This window comes from Pseudoalteromonas sp. JB197 (assembly GCF_002332205.1).
Lineage (GTDB): Bacteria > Pseudomonadota > Gammaproteobacteria > Enterobacterales > Alteromonadaceae > Pseudoalteromonas > Pseudoalteromonas nigrifaciens.
The window spans coordinates 1,405,640-1,423,317 of record NZ_NRGZ01000001.1; the positions used below are offsets into that span (position 1 = coordinate 1,405,640).

The 17,678-nt window shown below is 38.4% G+C and carries 16 protein-coding genes; 3 read left to right on the forward strand and 13 right to left on the reverse strand.

Annotation, left to right across the window (positions count from 1 at the left end; genetic code table 11):
* The first annotated feature begins 49 nt into the window (after positions 1-49).
* Both CIK86_RS06665 and CIK86_RS06670 read left to right on the forward strand, forming a co-directional pair.
* Entirely contained in the window at positions 50-1,276 is a 1,227-nt protein-coding gene (locus CIK86_RS06665; RefSeq protein ID WP_086998567.1) for a SufS family cysteine desulfurase, read from the forward strand.
* A 14-nt stretch (positions 1,277-1,290) separates the two neighbouring features.
* Positions 1,291-1,707, forward strand: a complete 417-nt coding sequence (locus CIK86_RS06670) for a SufE family protein (protein ID WP_086998571.1) — start codon at positions 1,291-1,293, stop codon at positions 1,705-1,707.
* Positions 1,708-1,741: 34 nt separating this feature from the next.
* Here the strand turns inward: CIK86_RS06670 and tcdA are convergent, their stop codons facing one another.
* Genes tcdA through CIK86_RS06705 form a run of 7 tightly spaced genes read right to left on the reverse strand, consistent with a single transcriptional unit; the run spans position 1,742 to position 9,212 of the window.
* Complete coding sequence (tcdA, locus tag CIK86_RS06675) at positions 1,742-2,548, reverse strand: tRNA cyclic N6-threonylcarbamoyladenosine(37) synthase TcdA (RefSeq protein ID WP_086998574.1); 807 nt, start codon at positions 2,546-2,548, stop codon at positions 1,742-1,744.
* Positions 2,549-3,229: a TIGR01621 family pseudouridine synthase gene (locus tag CIK86_RS06680; protein ID WP_011328335.1), complete on the reverse strand. Its 681-nt coding sequence runs from the start codon at positions 3,227-3,229 to the stop codon at positions 2,549-2,551.
* Positions 3,226-3,987: a 3-deoxy-manno-octulosonate cytidylyltransferase gene (kdsB, locus tag CIK86_RS06685; RefSeq protein WP_011328336.1), complete on the reverse strand. Its 762-nt coding sequence runs from the start codon at positions 3,985-3,987 to the stop codon at positions 3,226-3,228. Before kdsB ends, CIK86_RS06680 begins: the two co-directional genes overlap by 4 nt.
* The gene (locus CIK86_RS06690) at positions 3,975-4,172 is read right to left on the reverse strand and encodes a Trm112 family protein (protein ID WP_011328337.1); all 198 of its coding nucleotides are present in this window, start codon (positions 4,170-4,172) and stop codon (positions 3,975-3,977) included. Before CIK86_RS06690 ends, kdsB begins: the two co-directional genes overlap by 13 nt.
* On the reverse strand, positions 4,162-5,142 hold the full coding sequence (gene lpxK, locus CIK86_RS06695; RefSeq protein WP_086998578.1) for a tetraacyldisaccharide 4'-kinase: 981 nt from the start codon (positions 5,140-5,142) through the stop codon (positions 4,162-4,164). The genes CIK86_RS06690 and lpxK overlap by 11 nt, the downstream gene beginning before the upstream one ends.
* The gene (gene msbA, locus CIK86_RS06700; RefSeq protein ID WP_086998582.1) at positions 5,139-6,884 is read right to left on the reverse strand and encodes a lipid A export permease/ATP-binding protein MsbA; all 1,746 of its coding nucleotides are present in this window, start codon (positions 6,882-6,884) and stop codon (positions 5,139-5,141) included. The genes lpxK and msbA overlap by 4 nt, the downstream gene beginning before the upstream one ends.
* Before the next feature lie 60 nt (positions 6,885-6,944).
* Complete coding sequence (locus CIK86_RS06705; RefSeq protein WP_086998585.1) at positions 6,945-9,212, reverse strand: DNA internalization-related competence protein ComEC/Rec2; 2,268 nt, start codon at positions 9,210-9,212, stop codon at positions 6,945-6,947.
* On the opposite strand from CIK86_RS06705, the gene CIK86_RS06710 reads away from it, so the two are divergent.
* Positions 9,192-9,698 carry a DUF2062 domain-containing protein gene (locus tag CIK86_RS06710; protein WP_011328341.1) on the forward strand — a complete coding sequence of 169 codons (507 nt, stop codon included), beginning with the start codon at positions 9,192-9,194 and terminating at the stop codon, positions 9,696-9,698. The genes CIK86_RS06705 and CIK86_RS06710 overlap by 21 nt on opposite strands.
* A gap of 93 nt (positions 9,699-9,791) precedes the next feature.
* Here CIK86_RS06710 and CIK86_RS06715 read toward each other — a convergent pair whose 3' ends face one another.
* The 6 genes from CIK86_RS06715 to pyrD form a co-directional block, all read right to left on the reverse strand.
* On the reverse strand, positions 9,792-11,534 hold the full coding sequence (locus CIK86_RS06715) for a DUF3466 family protein (protein WP_086998588.1): 1,743 nt from the start codon (positions 11,532-11,534) through the stop codon (positions 9,792-9,794).
* Positions 11,535-11,545: 11 nt separating this feature from the next.
* Positions 11,546-13,462 carry an ABC transporter ATP-binding protein gene (locus CIK86_RS06720; protein ID WP_011328343.1) on the reverse strand — a complete coding sequence of 639 codons (1,917 nt, stop codon included), beginning with the start codon at positions 13,460-13,462 and terminating at the stop codon, positions 11,546-11,548.
* A 15-nt stretch (positions 13,463-13,477) separates the two neighbouring features.
* The gene (locus tag CIK86_RS06725; RefSeq protein WP_041454446.1) at positions 13,478-13,717 is read right to left on the reverse strand and encodes a glutaredoxin family protein; all 240 of its coding nucleotides are present in this window, start codon (positions 13,715-13,717) and stop codon (positions 13,478-13,480) included.
* A complete protein-coding gene (rlmKL, locus tag CIK86_RS06730) occupies positions 13,710-15,827 on the reverse strand; it encodes a bifunctional 23S rRNA (guanine(2069)-N(7))-methyltransferase RlmK/23S rRNA (guanine(2445)-N(2))-methyltransferase RlmL (RefSeq protein WP_011328345.1) in 2,118 nt (705 codons plus the stop codon). The genes CIK86_RS06725 and rlmKL overlap by 8 nt, the downstream gene beginning before the upstream one ends.
* Positions 15,828-15,917: 90 nt before the next feature.
* Positions 15,918-16,448, reverse strand: coding sequence for a cell division protein ZapC (locus tag CIK86_RS06735; RefSeq protein ID WP_086998691.1), 531 nt, complete (start codon positions 16,446-16,448; stop codon positions 15,918-15,920).
* Positions 16,449-16,627: 179 nt separating this feature from the next.
* Positions 16,628-17,638 (reverse strand): quinone-dependent dihydroorotate dehydrogenase, encoded by a 1,011-nt coding sequence (gene pyrD / locus CIK86_RS06740; protein ID WP_011328347.1) that lies wholly within the window; start codon positions 17,636-17,638, stop codon positions 16,628-16,630.
* Positions 17,639-17,678: the final 40 nt, after the last annotated feature.

Genomic DNA, 17,678 nt, shown 5'->3' on the forward strand with positions numbered 1-17,678 from the left:
CTTAAACAGATTACAATTCTCGCCCTAAATTGACTAATTAAATGAGCTTATGTCTGTTTCCACGTTTGATATCACTAAAATACGTAATGATTTCCCTATCCTAAATCAAACGATTAATAGCCAAACTTTAACTTATTTAGACTCTGGGGCAACCACACAAAAGCCACAATGCGTTATTGATACCACGGCACAGTTTTATGCAGCGCAAAACGCGAACGTACATCGTGGACGCCATACCCTCAGTGAGCAGGCTACTTATCGTTATGAGCAAGTACGCGATAAAGCTGCAGAATTTTTTGGTGTTAATAGTAATGAAATTGTATGGACTAAAGGGGCAACTGAAGCTATAAACTTAGTCGCTAATGGCTTAAAAAATCAAATAAAAGCCAGCGATACCATCATTATTACGCCTATTGAGCATCATGCTAATATTGTACCTTGGCAGGTTTTGTCTCAGCAAACTGGTGCTAAGCTTGCTATTTTACCGCTTAACGACGATGCCACCTTTGATATACCTGCATGCTGTGAATTTATAAAGCAGCATAAACCTAAGTTATTGGCCATTAGCCAAGCCTCTAATGCGCTTGGTAATATCACTAATTTAGCGCCGTTGATTGCCAGTGCGAAAGCGGTAGGCGCATTAGTACTGGTTGATGGCGCACAAGGGGCAATGCATTTAAAAGCTAATTTAAGCACACTTAATTGTGATTTTTACGTTTTTTCTGCCCATAAAATGCTGGGGCCAACCGGTTTAGGTGGCTTATATGGCCGCTACGAGCAATTAAATGCCCTCACCCCATACCAAACCGGGGGAGAAATGATCCAAACCGTAACCTTAACGCACAGCACTTATCGCGATGCACCGGCAAAGTTTGAATCGGGGACGCCAAATATTGCCGGCGTATTAGGCTTTGGTGCAGCACTTGAGTATATAAATGCATTAAATCACCCTGCTTTAATTGAATATGAACAAACGCTATTTAATTATGCAGCCAATAAACTACAGCAAATTGATGGCATCACCCTATTTAGTGACCTTAAGCATAATATTGGCACTTTATGTTTTAACTATAAAGATGAGCACCCATACGATTTGGCAACTTTACTTGACGGATATGGGGTTGCACTGCGCAGTGGCCATCATTGCACTCAGCCTTTAATGGCGCATTTAGGGGTCAATGGCACCCTTAGAGCAAGCTTAGCTTTCTATAATAACCATACAGATGTAGATAATTTTATTGATGCACTACAAAAATGCATTGCTCTATTAGACTAATGTTGGATAAGAATATGACAAATACTTTTAATAAAGCAGCCCAAGGGATAAAAAATGCACCTGCATGGCAGCAAAAATACCGAGAAATAATGTTACTTGGTAAAACATTACCAGTACTTGCTGACGTTTTGAAAATAGACAGCGCATTAGTTTCTGGTTGCGAAAGTAAAGTGTGGCTATTTGTGGAGTTTGATTTAACCGAAAATACACTCGTGGTGATAGGTGATTCTGATACCCGTATTGTAAAGGGCTTACTTGCCTTAATATTAGCGCTATACAATGGCCTTACCCCAGAGCAAGTACTTGAAATAAACGCCTATCAAGAGTTTGAAAAATTAGGGCTAATTAGCCACTTAAGTCCATCTAGAGGAAATGGTATTAAAGCCATGGTAGAGACTATTCAAACCATGGCTAAGCAAAAAATAAGTTAAATTAACCCAAGATCAGGTTAAGTTATAAGCAGCGTTATGCTTGGGAACTAAGTAAACGCTGTTTTTTATCTAAATACTTACGAACGGCCTTTGCTGCTACAAAAAAGCCAAAGCTGCCAGTGATCATAGTCACTGAGCCAAAGCCATTATTACAATCCATATTCATACTACCATCGGCATTTTGCTTAGCATGGCAAACACTGCCATCACTACCTGGGTATACCAGCTGCTCTGTTGAATATACGCAATCAATATTAAACTTACGCTTAGGGTTATTACTAAAATTATATTGCTTGCGTAAAATATAACGCACTTTAGCTAAGAGTGGATCTTGGGTAGTATTAGCCACATCGCCAAACGTAATTTGCCCCGGATCAGTTTGCCCACCTGCGCCGCCGGTAGTAATTACAGCTAGTTTATTGCGTTTACAATGCGCAATTAATGCCGCTTTTTCTTTCACTGCGTCAATACAATCAATAACATAATCAAAGCCCTGAATATGCTCATGAATGTTATCTAAAGTAATAAAGTCATCAATCACCTGCACTTCACATTGTGGGTTAATTAACTCACAACGCGCTTTCATCGCCTCCACTTTAGCTTGGCCAATGGTGCCGGTAAGTGCGTGTATTTGTCTATTTACATTAGTGGCACAAATATCATCTAAATCTATTAGGGTTAATTTGCCAACCCCAGTGCGCGCCAATGCTTCTGCGGCCCAACTACCAACACCACCAATGCCAACAACACAAAAATGTGCCTGCTGTAACCAGTCAAACTGTTGTTGTCCGTATAAACGTTTGATCCCGCCAAAACGTATGTCTGTTACTTTTTCAGTCATTTACCAATCCAGTTGCCATGGTGTTTTCCATGCTTGAAAATCTTGATGTTTAATTAATTGTGTAAACTCATCCCCATTATCGGGTAAAAGAGTAAATTGTATTTGCTGCTCATTCCATAAGAAATCAAGCGCAAATGCATGCAAGTAAGTACGTGCGCTATGCGCACCTGCATAAGAGGTATCACCTAATATAGGTGCGCCTATACTTTTTAGCGCTACTCTTAATTGGTGCGTTTTACCTGAGTAAGGTTTTAAAATATACCCCCTAAAACCGGGTTTATAACTTACAGAATAAAAACGACTAATAGCAGGATTAGCTGTTGTTGTAAGTAACTTAAAAGTACCACGGCGTGATTTTGCCATATCGCCTTTTATCCAACCCTGCTTTTTTTTAGGCTTGGCGTCGCTAATAGCCAAGTAAAACTTATTAATTGTGTGCTCAGTAAACATTTGCGTAAATTTAGCGGCGGCGAGTTTATTGCGCGCTAAAATAAGCAAGCCTGAGGTCACTTTATCGAGACGGTGTACTGCAAAGAGTTTTTCATTTAATTGCTGCTCTGCTAATACCACAAAACCTGCGGCGTCTTCTGAATGAAAATTCAGCCCTGCAGGTTTTGCTAAAATATAAAAGTCGCTATGACTATGCACAACTTTTAAATAGGCTTTATTCGTAATGCTCACGCGTGTTTACTTTGCAAATAGCTAATTACTTTAGCTAAATCTTCTGGCGTATCGACACCCGCTTGTGGAGTAATATGCGCTTGCTCTATTTTAATATTGTAGCCATGGTAAAGCACACGTAATTGTTCTAGTGATTCTAGCTGCTCTAGCGGCGACACACTTAGCTCAATATATTGCTTAATAAAACCAGCTCGGTAGGCATAAATACCCACATGGCGTTGAAACGGCGTTAAATCCAGCGTGCTCTGCTCGCCCATCATGGCGCTACGATCAAACGGAATACTGGCACGCGAAAAATACAATGCATTTTTATTAATATCGCTAACGACTTTAACTGCATTAGGATTAAAAACGTCTTCTTGCTCTTCTATCGCTACACTTAAAGTGGCCATAGGTGCAGTTGATTCATTTAATAACGTGGCAACTTGAGATACATTTTCTGGTGCCAATAATGGCTCATCACCTTGCACATTAACTACAATAGTGTTGTTATCAAGCTTAAGTAAATCAACAACCTCTGCTAAACGTTCCGTGCCTGACTGATGATCTTCACGCGTCATTAATACATCACTTGTGAAGGTACTCACAGCATCAAATACTTTTTGATGATCGGTCGCAATAACAACTTTACTCGCACCCGATAAACAGGCTTTTTCGTAAACATGCTGGATCATTGGCTTACCACAAATATCGGCTAGTGGTTTGCCTGGTAAACGGCTAGAAGCGTAACGCGCAGGAATAACAACTACGAATTCCACTTTTGTACCTCATCAAGTGACAATTCACGCGCTTCATTTTCAAGCAATACTGGAATGTCATCGATAACCGGATACGCCAACTTAGCGGCTGTACTTATTAGTTCGCTGTTTTCTTTATCAAAACGTAATTTACCCTTACATACTGGGCAGGCGATAATTTCGAGTAATTTTGTATCAAAGGCCATTGAGGATCCCTTTATCTTTTAATAATGAATTTAATTTGTTTATAACGCTATCGGTAGGTTGAGCATCCACTGGTAAGTAATACCAATTTTGTTTTGCAAAAGCACTACACTTTACAGCATCTTTTTCGGTCATTAACACATTTTCATCACCAAACTGAGTAAAATCATCAGCAGTGTATGGATAATGGTCTCGATAATGATGGGTTGATACTAAGGTAATGCCTTGTGCTTGTAATGACTGCTCAAAACGCAGCGGATTACCAATAGCACTCACAGCGTGGGCTGTTAATATAGGCTCTGTTAGCGTACTATTATTGAGCACAGATTTTAAAGCTGCAGGCTGCAAATTATAACGTTGTGGGTTGTTGCCGCCATTTTCTATCACTAAATCAACGCTCTTTAAACGCTTTTTAGTTTCGCGAAGCGGGCCTGCTGGCATTAACAAACCGTTGCCAAATTGACGTGCACTATCAACAATACAGCATTCAATACTACGTGCCATTTTATAATGTTGCATGCCATCGTCAGATATAATTACATCAATAGCAGAGGTTTGTTCAAGTAATTCTATATTTTGTTGTCTGTTTGGGCCAACCGCTATGGGGCACTGCAAACGATGATATAAAAGTATCGGTTCATCGCCCGCCTCAAGCGTAGTACTGTTATGATCAACAAGCAATGGATATTGCTTAGCATGCCCGCCGTAGCCTCGGCTAATAATACCTACAGATAAACCTTGCTGAGTTAAATGAGCGTGTAGCCACAGTACAAATGGCGTTTTACCATTGCCGCCAACACTAATATTACCCACTACAATTACAGGTGTTTTGCTACTAAATTGCGTTAATATACCGCATGTATAAAGCCATTTACGTAATGTTGATATTAGCCAAAACAGTGCAGCTAAAGGCAGTAATAATATAGTAATTAAACTGACAGGCTGATACCAGCTTTGTTCAATTTTGCTCACCCTTGCTCACCAAATTGCATTTTGCATAATGCTGAATAAGTGCCATTATTTGCCAGTAAACTTAAATGATCGCCACTTTCAATAACACTGCCATTATCTATAACATAAATTCGGTCGCTATTTTCAATCGTTGATAAGCGATGCGCAATTACAATCGAGGTTTTGTCTTTCATTAATGCCTCGAGTGCTTGCTGAATTAGTTTTTCTGATTCGGTATCGAGCGCAGATGTTGCTTCATCAAGGATTAAAATAGGCGCATCTTTTAATATTGCACGAGCAATAGCAATACGTTGGCGTTGACCACCAGAGAGCATTACCCCATTTTCGCCAACCATAGTATTTAGCTGCTCTGGTAAGTCTTTTACAAACTCCCATACATGCGCTTGCTTGGCTACTTTTTCCAGTTCTTGCTGCGATATTTCACGCTGTAAACCGTAACAAATATTATTGGCAATGGAGTCGTTAAATAACACCACTTGTTGCGACACTAGCGCAAACTGACGACGTAAATCGGTTAGCTTATAATCATGCAGTGCAATGCCATCGAGTAAAATTTCACTAGGCGCTTCTAAATCATAATAACGTGGCAATAGGTTAGAAATAGTAGATTTACCTGAGCCCGAACGCCCAACTAAAGCAATGCTTTCACCCGCTTTAATCGTTAACGATAAATTGTTTAATACCGGCTCATCTTTAGTTGGGTATTTAAAGGTGACATTTTTAACTTCAATCAAGCCTTTTACTTTATCTACGCTTACAGTACCTGTGTCTTTTTCTACTTCCTCGTCGAGTATTAAAAACACACTTTGCGCGGCTGAAACTCCTCGCTGCATATCACTGTTTACATTAGCTAGCTGTTTAAGCGGGCGAAGTAACATCATCATTGATGAAATTAATACTACAAAGTCACCTGAGCTTATGGTGTCAATCATCGAAGGCATTGACACAACCCATAAAATAACCGCCATAGCGCTGGCAGCCAATACTTGAATGATTGATACACTCAAGGCTTTAGTTGCGTCCATTTTAATTCGTTGCTGACGATTATGATTATTTACTTTTGAAAACTGATCTATTTCTTGATTTTGGCCACCAAAACCATGGATCACTTTATGACCGCTTAGCATTTGCTCTGAGCTACGAGTAACTTGCCCCATAGCTGATTGAATACTTTTAGAAATGTGTCTAAAGCGCTTTGACACAACAGTGACTATGACAGCAACTAAAGGAATAATAACTAAAAATATCAGCGATAATTGCCAACTGGTATAAAACATAACTGCGAGTAAAAACACCACAAAAGCGCCTTCACGCACTACAATTAATAATGCCTTGGTAATAGCTTGTTGTACTTGTTCGGTATCAAAGGTTATTTTGGAAATAAGATCGCCGGTGGAATTTTTATCATGAAACGATACCGGTAAATGTAGAATATGTTCAAACAACTCTTGGCGCAGCGAGCGTACAACTTGTGAGCCTACATAACTCAAACAATAAGACGACATAAAGTTAAATACACCACGCCCTATTACCAAAGCAATAACTACAAATGGTGCATATTTTAATACATCAGCATTGCGCTCATTAAGACCTTCGTCAATAAACGGCTTCATAAGCTGAATAAATAAAGCATCCATACCTGAATACCCTATCATGCCAATAATAGCGACGATGGCGACTGCTCTGTACGCACCAACGTAAGAAATAAGACGTTTATAAATTTGTGTAGTACTTTGATCCATAACACTCTCTTTATACAGTTACAGCCCCTATTGTATCCTCAGGGAGGCTAAAACAAAACGTCAATCTTTAATAAACCAATAACTTTCACGCTCTCTCGCCGTTTCAACATGCAGATTAGTACTATAAAATTTAATTCTAATTTGTCCTTGCTGCCCAGTAATATATTGCGCAGCGCCAATTTTGTTAAACCGCGCAACCACTTCATCATTAGGAAAATGCCATTGCCCTTTGTAAGCACTCGAATGCACCACAACTTTAGGGTTAACAGCCGCAATAAACTCACTACTTGATGAAGTGCCACTACCATGATGCGGGCTTATTAATACATTGCTTGCTAAATTATATCCTGCGGCAATTAGTGCGTGCTCTCGTTGCTTAGAAATATCACCAGTAAAAAGTACACTGTGTTGCGCGCTACTAATTTTAACTACGCAGGAGTCATCGTTGTTATTGTTAAAAGTAATTGAACTAAACGTTTGTATTTTAAGCCCATAAAAATCCATAGTCATGGTTTTACATAAACTCGGTATACCATTTGGATGAAAAGCACTGAGAGTCGATTCAAAGCCTGCCTCAATAAAATGTTTAACTCCTCCTGCATGGTCGTTATCTTGATGGCTTAAAATAGCGGTCGCAACATTCAGGTTATTAGCTTTTATATACGGCAGTAAAATACTACGTGTACGGCTAAAGCGGTTAAAATAACTAGGGCCAAAATCATAAATTAATGCATTGTTATCTTTTTCTAACAACACCATCAAACCATGGCCAACATCAAATATGTTTACTTGCCAATCACTTTTGGAAGTAAAGTAACTATCAACCAGCAATACACTTAACGGGATACAAGCAAGCCATTTAAATTTCACTAAATACAGTAGTAGCATGGTTACATAACTAAACATTACTATATCTAAAGTAATTGTTCCTACATTAAACCAACGCCAGCCTGGCGGTATTGCCATTAATTGTTGATACAAAAAATACAATACGGGGTCAAATAACGACACTATCAGGCTCATATCAATAATACTGCTCAATATCGCAACCACTAATAATAATGGCATAATGATAAAGGCGAGCAACGGAATAGCCATTAAGTTCAAGACTAACCCTGCCAAACTCACACCATTAAAAAAGTATAAAGACAAAGGCAATAAGCCTATAAATAGTGCCCCTTGTATAGCACATAACATGCCTATTTTAGCGATAACAGAGGCCCCCTTAAAGGGTACTTTTGTAATAACAATAAAGATGATAACCACAGCTAAAAATGAAAAATACAAACCAGGATTTAATACATTAAAAGGGTTAATCATTAAAACTAAAACCAAGGCGTATAAAATACTGCGCCAACGTAGCGATTGTTTAGCTAGGTAATACAATAATAAGTAGCACCCTAACATTATTAAAGCGCGGGTCGCAGAGACAATAAAATCGCTTAAATATACATAAACAAATGCCGCTATAAAGCCCATTAAGCTATAGCAAGTTGCAAGGTTAATTGTTTGTTTTATTCTAATTCTGGTGCGGCTTACAAGTGACCGTGTTACAAAAAAAGCAAAGCCAAATACTAACGAAATATGCAACCCAGAAATTGCCAGTAAGTGGCTTAACCCCAGCGTTTGCATGGTCAGCTTTTGTTCAAAGTTCATTAAAGACTTGTCGCCCGTCAGCAGCGTATAATAAAGCCAGTTAAGCTTAGACTCTTTAAATATGTGTTTAATATAGTGGCGATAAGCTATAACGTGTTGGTTTCTTTTTGTATCAGTAATAATTAAATTTTTATTGAGTACTTTGCCTTTAAAAAATATTTTTTGTGTAAATGCATAAAGTTGATTGTCAAAAACAGTAAAATTTTTTGTGCTTCTAAAGTTTTTTAAATGTGCGTGAGCACTGAAGGTTGCGCCTACTTCTAATATTTGCGCTGAATCAACACTTAACATAGCACTGGGGGCAGTAAAATAAGCGTAATCTTGCTCATCAAGCTTAATAATTTTTGCTTTTATATATTGCGGAGCATTAGCTGATACAACGTCTTCAACAACTAACTTTACTGAGTATGCATACTTTTCACCCTGCGCTGGTAGCTCAAACGAGTAAAAAAGTGTGAAATGCACTAAGATAGCAAAAATAGCGCAAATAAAGCCTAACAAAACATTTGAAAACGGCTTAAAATAAGCGCTCGCAATTAGGATTGAAATTGTGATGAGTATAAATTCGAGGGTTTGAAAATAAAATACGGTTGCAATACTTCCGCACACAAATCCAAGACTAATCCACATTGATGTAAATGGTTGCTTTAAATGGCTAAAAAAACGATCCAACGATTTTTACCCGATCCAAATAAAATTAGGCATCACAAATCACTTAAAATATTTGGCCGTTTGTTACAAGACGCGAACCTTTGGCATTTAAATAGACGCTCTGCGCGTGGTGCATTTGCTGTCGGGTTATTTTTTGCGTTCATCCCTGTTCCTTTTCAAATGGTTCTAGCTGCAGCAACCGCTATAGTGTTTAGGGTAAACCTGCCCATTTCAGTGGCCTTAGTGTGGATAACTAACCCCGTTACCATGCCACCTATTTTTTACTGCTCTTATCTTATTGGCACCCTAGTACTAAACCAGCCAGAACAACATTTTTCCTTTGAAGCAAGCTGGCCTTGGTTTATCGAAAGCTTAACGACTATTGGTCCAGCATTTTTAGTTGGCTCCTTGGTGTCGGCATCAGTTGCCGCGATTATCGGCTATTTTGGAATAGATATTGTTTGGCGGCGTTCAGTTAGAAAAGCATGGTTAATACGTAACAAGTAGCCAATAGTTATAATGACTATAGACAAAAAAAGCCCAACTTAACAAGTTTGGGCTTTTTTAGTTTCTCGGCTTAAATTTTCGATTTAAATTCTATTAAAATCTAAATACTCGTCTAAACGCAATCAGTGGTAATAATAATAATCCATACCAAGAGAAGCTTGCAGAGCGACGCTCATACACTTCGGCATCAGGTGGTGCGCAATCCTCTATCGTGCCATTAGGTATTGGCGAAAGCTTTACTGCTACAGCAACACTTTCATATTCAGTTTTACCGTTAACATCGGTTACAACTTCACCTAATGAGTTACGCTTTTCAACAGTTTTAGTGGCCACACCAAATATTTCATTGTTTTCGTTAATCACTTTAGCTTCACTCATGCTATAGCCATAACTACTTGTACCGTCCATGTCGTAACACGGCAGTAAATCATTTAAATTAGTGATTTTATCATCGCCTATTTTATAAATGAACGCAGCTGATCTACGTGAACTATCAGAAACACCAACCTCACCTTCGCCAACAATATAACCTTGATTGTTTATACTGTTACCGTATGAGCTTGAGCTCGTAAAATAGCTATCTGGATAAACGGTAGTACCTGTTGCTATATCATGATAGAAAAACTTATTACGTAAGGTACCCTCAAGACGTTTTGTTGCATAACCAGTAATAATATTATTATCGTTGATCGCTAAAGACATTCCACCTTGCCAGTCATCCCGCTGTTCAATAAAATCAATTACTTCGCCATCTTTAAAATAAGCTGGCATGGTTAAAATAGTACTTTCACGGTCAAAATAACGCGTGTTTGATACACCAACAGCAACCCCTTGGCTGTTAACTGCTAATGCATTACTGATAAACGTGGTATTTTCAGTTTCATCTTCATCTGGCACTAAAGCTAAACCAAGTACTTCTGTAGATGTGATATTAAATGCGTTATCGAGCGTCCATTTAGTTGCATGCTTGTTAAATAGTCCGCGGGTTGTTTGGTTGTTAATAACTTCAATACAGGTTGAAAATGGCTGATATTTATCATCACAGTTATCAGTAATATTGGTTTGACGCGTTTGCGGTATACCAAGTGACATATTACCAACAACAATATAACCATCTGCGGTTTTTACAATATCAGAGGCTTGGCTGGTACCACCATATTCACTAAATTGGGGTACTAAAGGAACTTCCATACCGCTTTCAGATATAACAATACCGCGCTCTATAAAGTCACGGGTAAACCACGGTTTAGGATCAGTTTCGTCCTCTATAGTAAACTCTATTTTATCAAAAGGAGCACTACCCCAACCAACTGTAGTGCCATCTTCTGCAACAGCGTTGTAAAAGTTAGTCACAGAGCGGGTAACACCTGGGTAATCAGGCGAGTTTATATCAAACAAAGTTTGCTCAACAGCAGCGCCGCTATCATATTTTATTGCCGTTAGAGAGCTTAACTTTTGAAACTGATAATTAGCCGACACATTAGCTAAAAAACGAATCATGAAGCTATGCGCATCTGCATTAGTTGCTACAGCATTGTTTTTTTCTATGTCTTCTAACGTAAAAGTAATCTCTTTATCACTAAGCTCAAATGCATTAACTTCATTAGTGTAAGCGTTTTGAATTAAACTCAGTGAAAAATCAATATGCTCAATATCTACAGGTAAATTATATAAGCCATTAGCTATACCTATAATATGACCACTTTCACTTACATCGGTAACATAAGAATATTTCGCGCCTTCAAGTGCACCCAATTCCGTTAATTGATAAGTCGCACTTAATGCTGAAGTACTCATTGTTGCTAAAATACTGGCAGCGAGTAATTTATATTTCATTTTAGTCCTTACTACTGATTTTTTAATTCTTCAAGTTCTTCCCAGCGCGAAAACGCGGCCTCAAGGTCTGACTCAAGTTTTGCCAAATGGTTCAATGCCTTAGCCGTTATATCACTGTCTTGCTTAAAAAAATCAACATCACTAACTATGGCTTGTTGAATTTCAACATCGGCTTCGAGTTGTTCCATTTTATTAGGCAGTTGCTCTAATTCAAGTTTTAATTTGTAAGAGAGTTTATTACCTTTAGCCTCTGCTTTAACTACTGGCGCAGCAGGTGCTTTTTCAACTTTTTTAGTTGCTTGCTGTGGTTGATTTTTTTGTTGCTCTGCTAAGTAATTAACATAGGCTTCGTAATCACTGTAGCCGCCAACAATATCAGTAATTTTGCCATTACCTTCAAATGCCCAAACACTAGAGCAGGTATTATCAATAAACTCACGGTCATGGCTTACTATTAATACTGTGCCTTGATACTGGTTAATAATATCTTCCAAAAGCTCTAATGTTTCTATATCCAAATCATTAGTTGGCTCATCGAGTACCAATATGTTTGACGGTTTTAAAAACAGTTTAGCCAATAACAAGCGGTTTTTTTCACCACCCGAAAGCGCTTTAACTGGTGTACGGGCACGTGCTGGCGGGAACAAAAAGTCTTGTAAGTAACCTAATACATGGCGCGAGCGACCACCCATCATTACTTCTTGCTTACCTTCAGCAACGTTGTCTTGTACTGTTGCTTCTTCATCTAATTTTTCACGGTATTGGTCAAAGTAAGCAAATTCTAAATTAACACCTTGCTTAGTTTCACCGCTATCTGGGGCTAGGCTACCAAACATTAATTTTAATAACGTTGTTTTACCAATGCCATTAGGACCAACTAAACCAATACGATCGCCGCGCATAACCAAGGTTGAAAAATCATCTGCAATCACTTTATCTTTAAATGCATGACAAAGATGCTTAGCTTCAAATACCAATTTACCCGAACGATCTGCGGTTTCAATATTAAAGTCTGTTTTACCTACTTGGTCAACACGTTGTTTACGCTCGTTACGTAGTTGCTTAAGTTCACGTACGCGCCCTTCATTACGGGTTCTTCGTGCTTTAACACCTTGGCGTATCCACGTTTCTTCTTCGGCTAAACGCTTATCAAATAAAGCATTTTGGCTTTCTTCAACTTTTAAGTCGTGGGCTTTTTGCTCTAAATAAGTAGCATAGTCGCCAGGGTATGATATTAATTTACCACGGTCTAAATCTAAAATACGCGTTGCAACAGCACGAATAAAGGCACGGTCATGCGATATAAATACAATGCCGCCTTTAAATTCTTTTAAAAATTGCTCAAGCCACATAACACTTGCCATATCTAAGTGGTTAGTAGGCTCATCGAGTAATAATAAGTCTGGCTCACTAACCAGTGCACGAGCAAGTGCAACTTTACGTAACCAACCACCTGAAAGTGACTCAAGCTTAGCATCAGGTGTTAACTCTAGTTGGGTTAAAACAACTTGAATGCGACTGTCAAAACGCCAGCCATCAACCGCTTCTAATTGGTTTGATAAACGCTCAAGTTTATTTAATAACTTATCGGTACATACGGTTTGTAGCTCTGTACTCACATGATGAAAATCAATCAGTAAGTTGGCAATTTCAGGCATACCTTGAGCAACATAATCAAATACAGTGCCGCTTGCGCCTTTTGGTGGATCTTGTTCTAAACGAGAAATTCTTATACCGCCAAGCTGGTTTATTTCGCCATCATCTAATAAAACCTCACCATCGAGTACTTTTAATAACGTTGACTTACCAGCACCATTTCGACCTACAACACACACACGCTCGCCACTTTCAATCACTGCATCTGCTTTATTAAGCAATGCATGAGTACCAAAGGCCAGTTGTGCTTTTAAAATTCTAATTAAATCCATAATTCTTCTTTGCTCTTATTCTGCTTGCGCTAAAAATTCACGCACGTCTAGTGCAGTAAAAGGCCAAAATAATTGTTGGCCTTGCTCACTTTTAAATACCGGAATACTAACCTGATAATCAGCAATAAGCTGATCATCAGTCATAATATCTACTAGCAATAATTCATTGTGGCTATTAACTAATCCCTTAATTAATTGCTCAGCTTGTTCACACAAATGACAACCATCTGTGTGATATAAAATCCACTTAGCCATGGGTAATTAACCAGCTATTATGAATTTTTTTATTACGCTTAAAATCAGGCGATAAGGTTTTGTCAGAAATATTAACCGCTTTTAAGCCCAAGCCAATTAAACCCACTTCATCCATAACAAAGCCACGTTTATTATTAGAAAAAATAAGCGTACCCGACGGGCTTAATATTTTTTTAACCCAAGTTAATAACTTAATATGATCGCTCTGCACATCAAATGCATCTTTCATACGCTTAGAGTTTGAAAACGTCGGGGGATCTAAAAAGATTAAATCGTACTGCGCCGTCGCATGCTCTAGCCACTTTAAGCAATCTGCTTGCTCAAAACGGTAGCGAGTATTACTAATATTATTTAAATCAAAGTTGTCTTGGCCCCATTTTAAATAGGTTTTTGACAAGTCAACCGTGGTAATTGCTTTAGCGCCACCAAGTGCTGCATGTACTGACGCTGTACCTGTGTAGGCAAATAAGTTTAAAAAGCGCTTATCTTTGGCGTTTTCTTGAATATAACGACGCATTAAACGGTGATCTAAAAACAAGCCAGTGTCTAAGTAATCAAATAAATTCACTTTAAACTTAGCGCCAAACTCTTCAACCACCATAGTGCGGTTTTGTTTAGCCATTGGCGTGTATTGCTCTTCGCCTTTTTGCTTTTTACGTACTTTTACAGCAATATTCTCTGGTGCTATTTTGAGTTGTTCAGCGGTTAAGCTGATCACATCTTGTAAGCGTTTTTCAGACGTTTTTTCATCAATTTCTTTCGGGGCTGCGTATTCAAAAATAACCGCTGAGTCACCGTAAATATCTACAGCAACGTTGTACTCAGGAATATCAGCTTCGTATACACGGTATGCTGTAATTTCGTTTTGCTTAAGCCAGTTTTTTAAACCCTGCTTGTTCTTTTTCAATCGATTAGCAAAAGACATTGAACCTTCAAAATTCAGCGCTTTTTTATCATCGGTTGTCAGGCTTACTTGTTTGTCATCAAGTTGATACAAGTTAAGTTCAACATCTAACGGGCCATTTTTAAATTTATAACGTTTCAGCCTAACCAACTTTAACAGCTTAAATAAGCTCTCATCCATACCCAGTAAAGCAAGCTTCCAATGATTGAAGTGCTTTTTAAAGCCCACACCTAAATTACGATGTAAATCTACAAGCTCAGCCATAGAACCAATACGCTCACCATAAGGTAAGTTAGATATAACTACGCCAGGTAATTTAGCCACTGCGGTTAGTTTAGTTGCATCACTTTGTTTAAACTTAATAATATCGTCTAGCTCAGCACGTTTTGCGTTATCAATTGCTTTACCTAATACTTGAGCGTCGTAATCGTGGCCAATGAGCCATAATTTAGGGTCTATAATATTGCCCAGCAATTCTTCTTTTAGCTCTTTAAATTTCGCAGCTCTAAAACTTGGTAAGCGCTCAAATGCAAAGCCTTCGCGAAATAAGCCGGGAGCTTCGTTGCGCGCCATACCGGCAGCTTCAATTAAAATAGTACCTGCACCACAACATGGGTCAAACAAAGGCTGATTTACATTTTCAAGCCAGCCGCTGCGTTTGATTAATGCCGCTGCTAAATGCTCTTTTATAGGTGCTTTACCTTGGCCCTGTCGGTAACCACGCTCAGATAAACGCGGGCCAGAGTAATCTATATACATAGATACGCCATAACGATTTAAACGCGCAACCACACGCACATTAGCGTCTTGTTTATCAACATTAGGGCGCTGCTCGAATAAGTCGTTAAAGTAATCAACTATGGCATCTTTTATAACTAAACCAGAAAACTGTGTATTTTTTAATGAGTCGTTGGTGCCATTAAAGTCGACAGCAAACGTTTGTGTAGGCCCAAACCATTCTTGCCATGGTTGTGAGCGAGCAAAGTTATACAGGCTATTTTTGTCATCTACGCCTTCTTTTTCTTCAATAAGCATAAGCACGCGCGTAGCAAAGCGAGTCGATAAACACACCTTTTGCGCCAATAATGAGTCTGCCTCAAAGCGAACAGAACCAACAGTTTGCTTAGACACAGTTGCGCCAAGTTCTGTTAGTTCATCAACCAATAAATTTTCGATTCCGATAGAAGTAAGTGCGATAAATTGCAAAGTAGTAACCCTTAATAGCTAATTGCGCAGGATTATAACATAGGTTTGCATACAAACACGCCATAAACACGGGCTGAAAATAAAATTAGATTAAGCTATTTTGCTATGAATATGCTGATTTAAGAGAGGATGTACACGATTGTTTAAAACGCGAATGGCTTCAAACTGTACTAATGATAAATTATCATCTAATTGAAAATTTTCACTTAGGTTAATACACACAGATGCATCACTGCTGTGCTCTACAATTAAAAACTCTCCCGACTGCGCTTTAGAGGTTAAATTAATAACGGCTTCAGTACTTGGAGTGCTTCCTGTGTATTGCTCAAAAAACCAACTTTTAGCAAGTACTGGCTTTAATTGAAATTTCACTGCGGTTGCATTGAGTGATATTTGACATAATTGCGCTGGATTCCACAGCTTAAATTGCACAAGATATTGATAAACTTGTTCATAAAAAGCGGCATCTTCTAAGCTAAAATAAGGGTTTTTAAATGTACTGTCAGTAAGTTGTCTTAACTTATAAGGAGTGCAGAACTGCATATCTTCATTTAAATCAAGTAATAAGCGGTTTTTTTTGGCGCAAGATATCCACTGCCATTGCTTTGATGCTTGTAACATATCCCCTCCACGCTTAACATTTAAATATAATAAAAACAATAAGCACAAAGTATAGCCGCTTTTAATCATTTTTAAAATGTTTTATTAGAATATTTATTGAACGATCAAAAGCTTAGAGGGCAAGTTAGCCTTTTAGTGTTAAAACAAACTTAACTTTTAAGGCTAAGTAGCCCTATTTTTTATAAACTATCAACTATCGATTTAATTAATTGTGGGCCTTTATAAATAAAGCCAGTATAAATTTGTACTAAATCGGCACCTGCGTTTATTTTTTCTTTCGCCGATGACACATCGTCAATACCGCCTACACCTATAATAGGTAACTGCCCATTAGTTAAACGCTTTAACTCGCTAACTACATGCGTCGCACGCTCCCTAACTGGCTGCCCCGATAAACCACCGGCTTCGTCAGCATATTGCTGACCCGCAACCATGCTACGCTCAAGTGTAGTATTGGTAGCAATTACCCCATCTATTTTATTGCTTAGTAAAGATTCACTTACTTGAGCAATTTGGATTGGATCTAAATCTGGCGCAATTTTTACCAGCATAGGTACCTGTTTACCATGTTTAGCAACAAGATCAAGCTGCTCGTTTTTCAAACTTTGTAGTAAATCATCAAGGGCTGCACCGTATTGTAAATCACGAAGCCCTGGGGTATTTGGCGATGAAATATTAACAGTTATATACGAGGCATGTTCAAACACCTTGCGCATGCAATGTATGTAATCGTCTTTGCCTTGCTCATTCGGTGTGTCTTTATTTTTACCAATGTTAATACCTAAAATACCGGTATAGTTGGCTGCTTTAACGTTATTAACTAAATTATCAACGCCTTTGTTATTAAATCCCATGCGATTGATAATGGCATTTGACTGCGGCAATCTAAACATACGTGGTTTATCGTTACCAGCTTGTGGGCGCGGAGTAACTGTACCCACTTCAACAAAACCAAAGCCCATTTGTGCAAATGCAGTAATACACTCTGCATTTTTATCAAGCCCTGCAGCAAGACCAACGGGGTTTTTAAGTTCTAAGCCTAAAAAATTAACTGGTTTATTCACAATATTTTGTGACCAAGCAGCGCTTAATGGTGTATTGGCAAAACGACTTAAATTATTAAGAGCGAACTCATGCGCCCACTCCGCATCACGGGTAAACATAAAACGGCGAGCTAAATCGTAAAACATGAATATAATCCTCTTAAAATGCAGACAAAAAAATACCTCA

What these genes read in the sequence shown, in the direction of transcription:
- CIK86_RS06665 (WP_086998567.1), top strand. Translation starts at nt 50, where the DNA reads ATGTCTGTTTCCACGTTTGATATCACTAAAATACGTAATGATTTCCCT.
- CIK86_RS06670 (WP_086998571.1), top strand. Translation starts at nt 1,291, where the DNA reads ATGACAAATACTTTTAATAAAGCAGCCCAAGGGATAAAAAATGCACCT.
- tcdA (WP_086998574.1), bottom strand. Translation starts at nt 2,548, where the DNA reads ATGACTGAAAAAGTAACAGACATACGTTTTGGCGGGATCAAACGTTTA.
- CIK86_RS06690 (WP_011328337.1), bottom strand. Translation starts at nt 4,172, where the DNA reads ATGGCCTTTGATACAAAATTACTCGAAATTATCGCCTGCCCAGTATGT.
- msbA (WP_086998582.1), bottom strand. Translation starts at nt 6,884, where the DNA reads ATGGATCAAAGTACTACACAAATTTATAAACGTCTTATTTCTTACGTT.
- CIK86_RS06710 (WP_011328341.1), top strand. Translation starts at nt 9,192, where the DNA reads ATGGCTAAAAAAACGATCCAACGATTTTTACCCGATCCAAATAAAATT.
- CIK86_RS06715 (WP_086998588.1), bottom strand. Translation starts at nt 11,534, where the DNA reads ATGAAATATAAATTACTCGCTGCCAGTATTTTAGCAACAATGAGTACT.
- CIK86_RS06720 (WP_011328343.1), bottom strand. Translation starts at nt 13,462, where the DNA reads ATGGATTTAATTAGAATTTTAAAAGCACAACTGGCCTTTGGTACTCAT.
- CIK86_RS06725 (WP_041454446.1), bottom strand. Translation starts at nt 13,717, where the DNA reads ATGGCTAAGTGGATTTTATATCACACAGATGGTTGTCATTTGTGTGAA.
- CIK86_RS06735 (WP_086998691.1), bottom strand. Translation starts at nt 16,448, where the DNA reads ATGTTACAAGCATCAAAGCAATGGCAGTGGATATCTTGCGCCAAAAAA.
- pyrD (WP_011328347.1), bottom strand. Translation starts at nt 17,638, where the DNA reads ATGTTTTACGATTTAGCTCGCCGTTTTATGTTTACCCGTGATGCGGAG.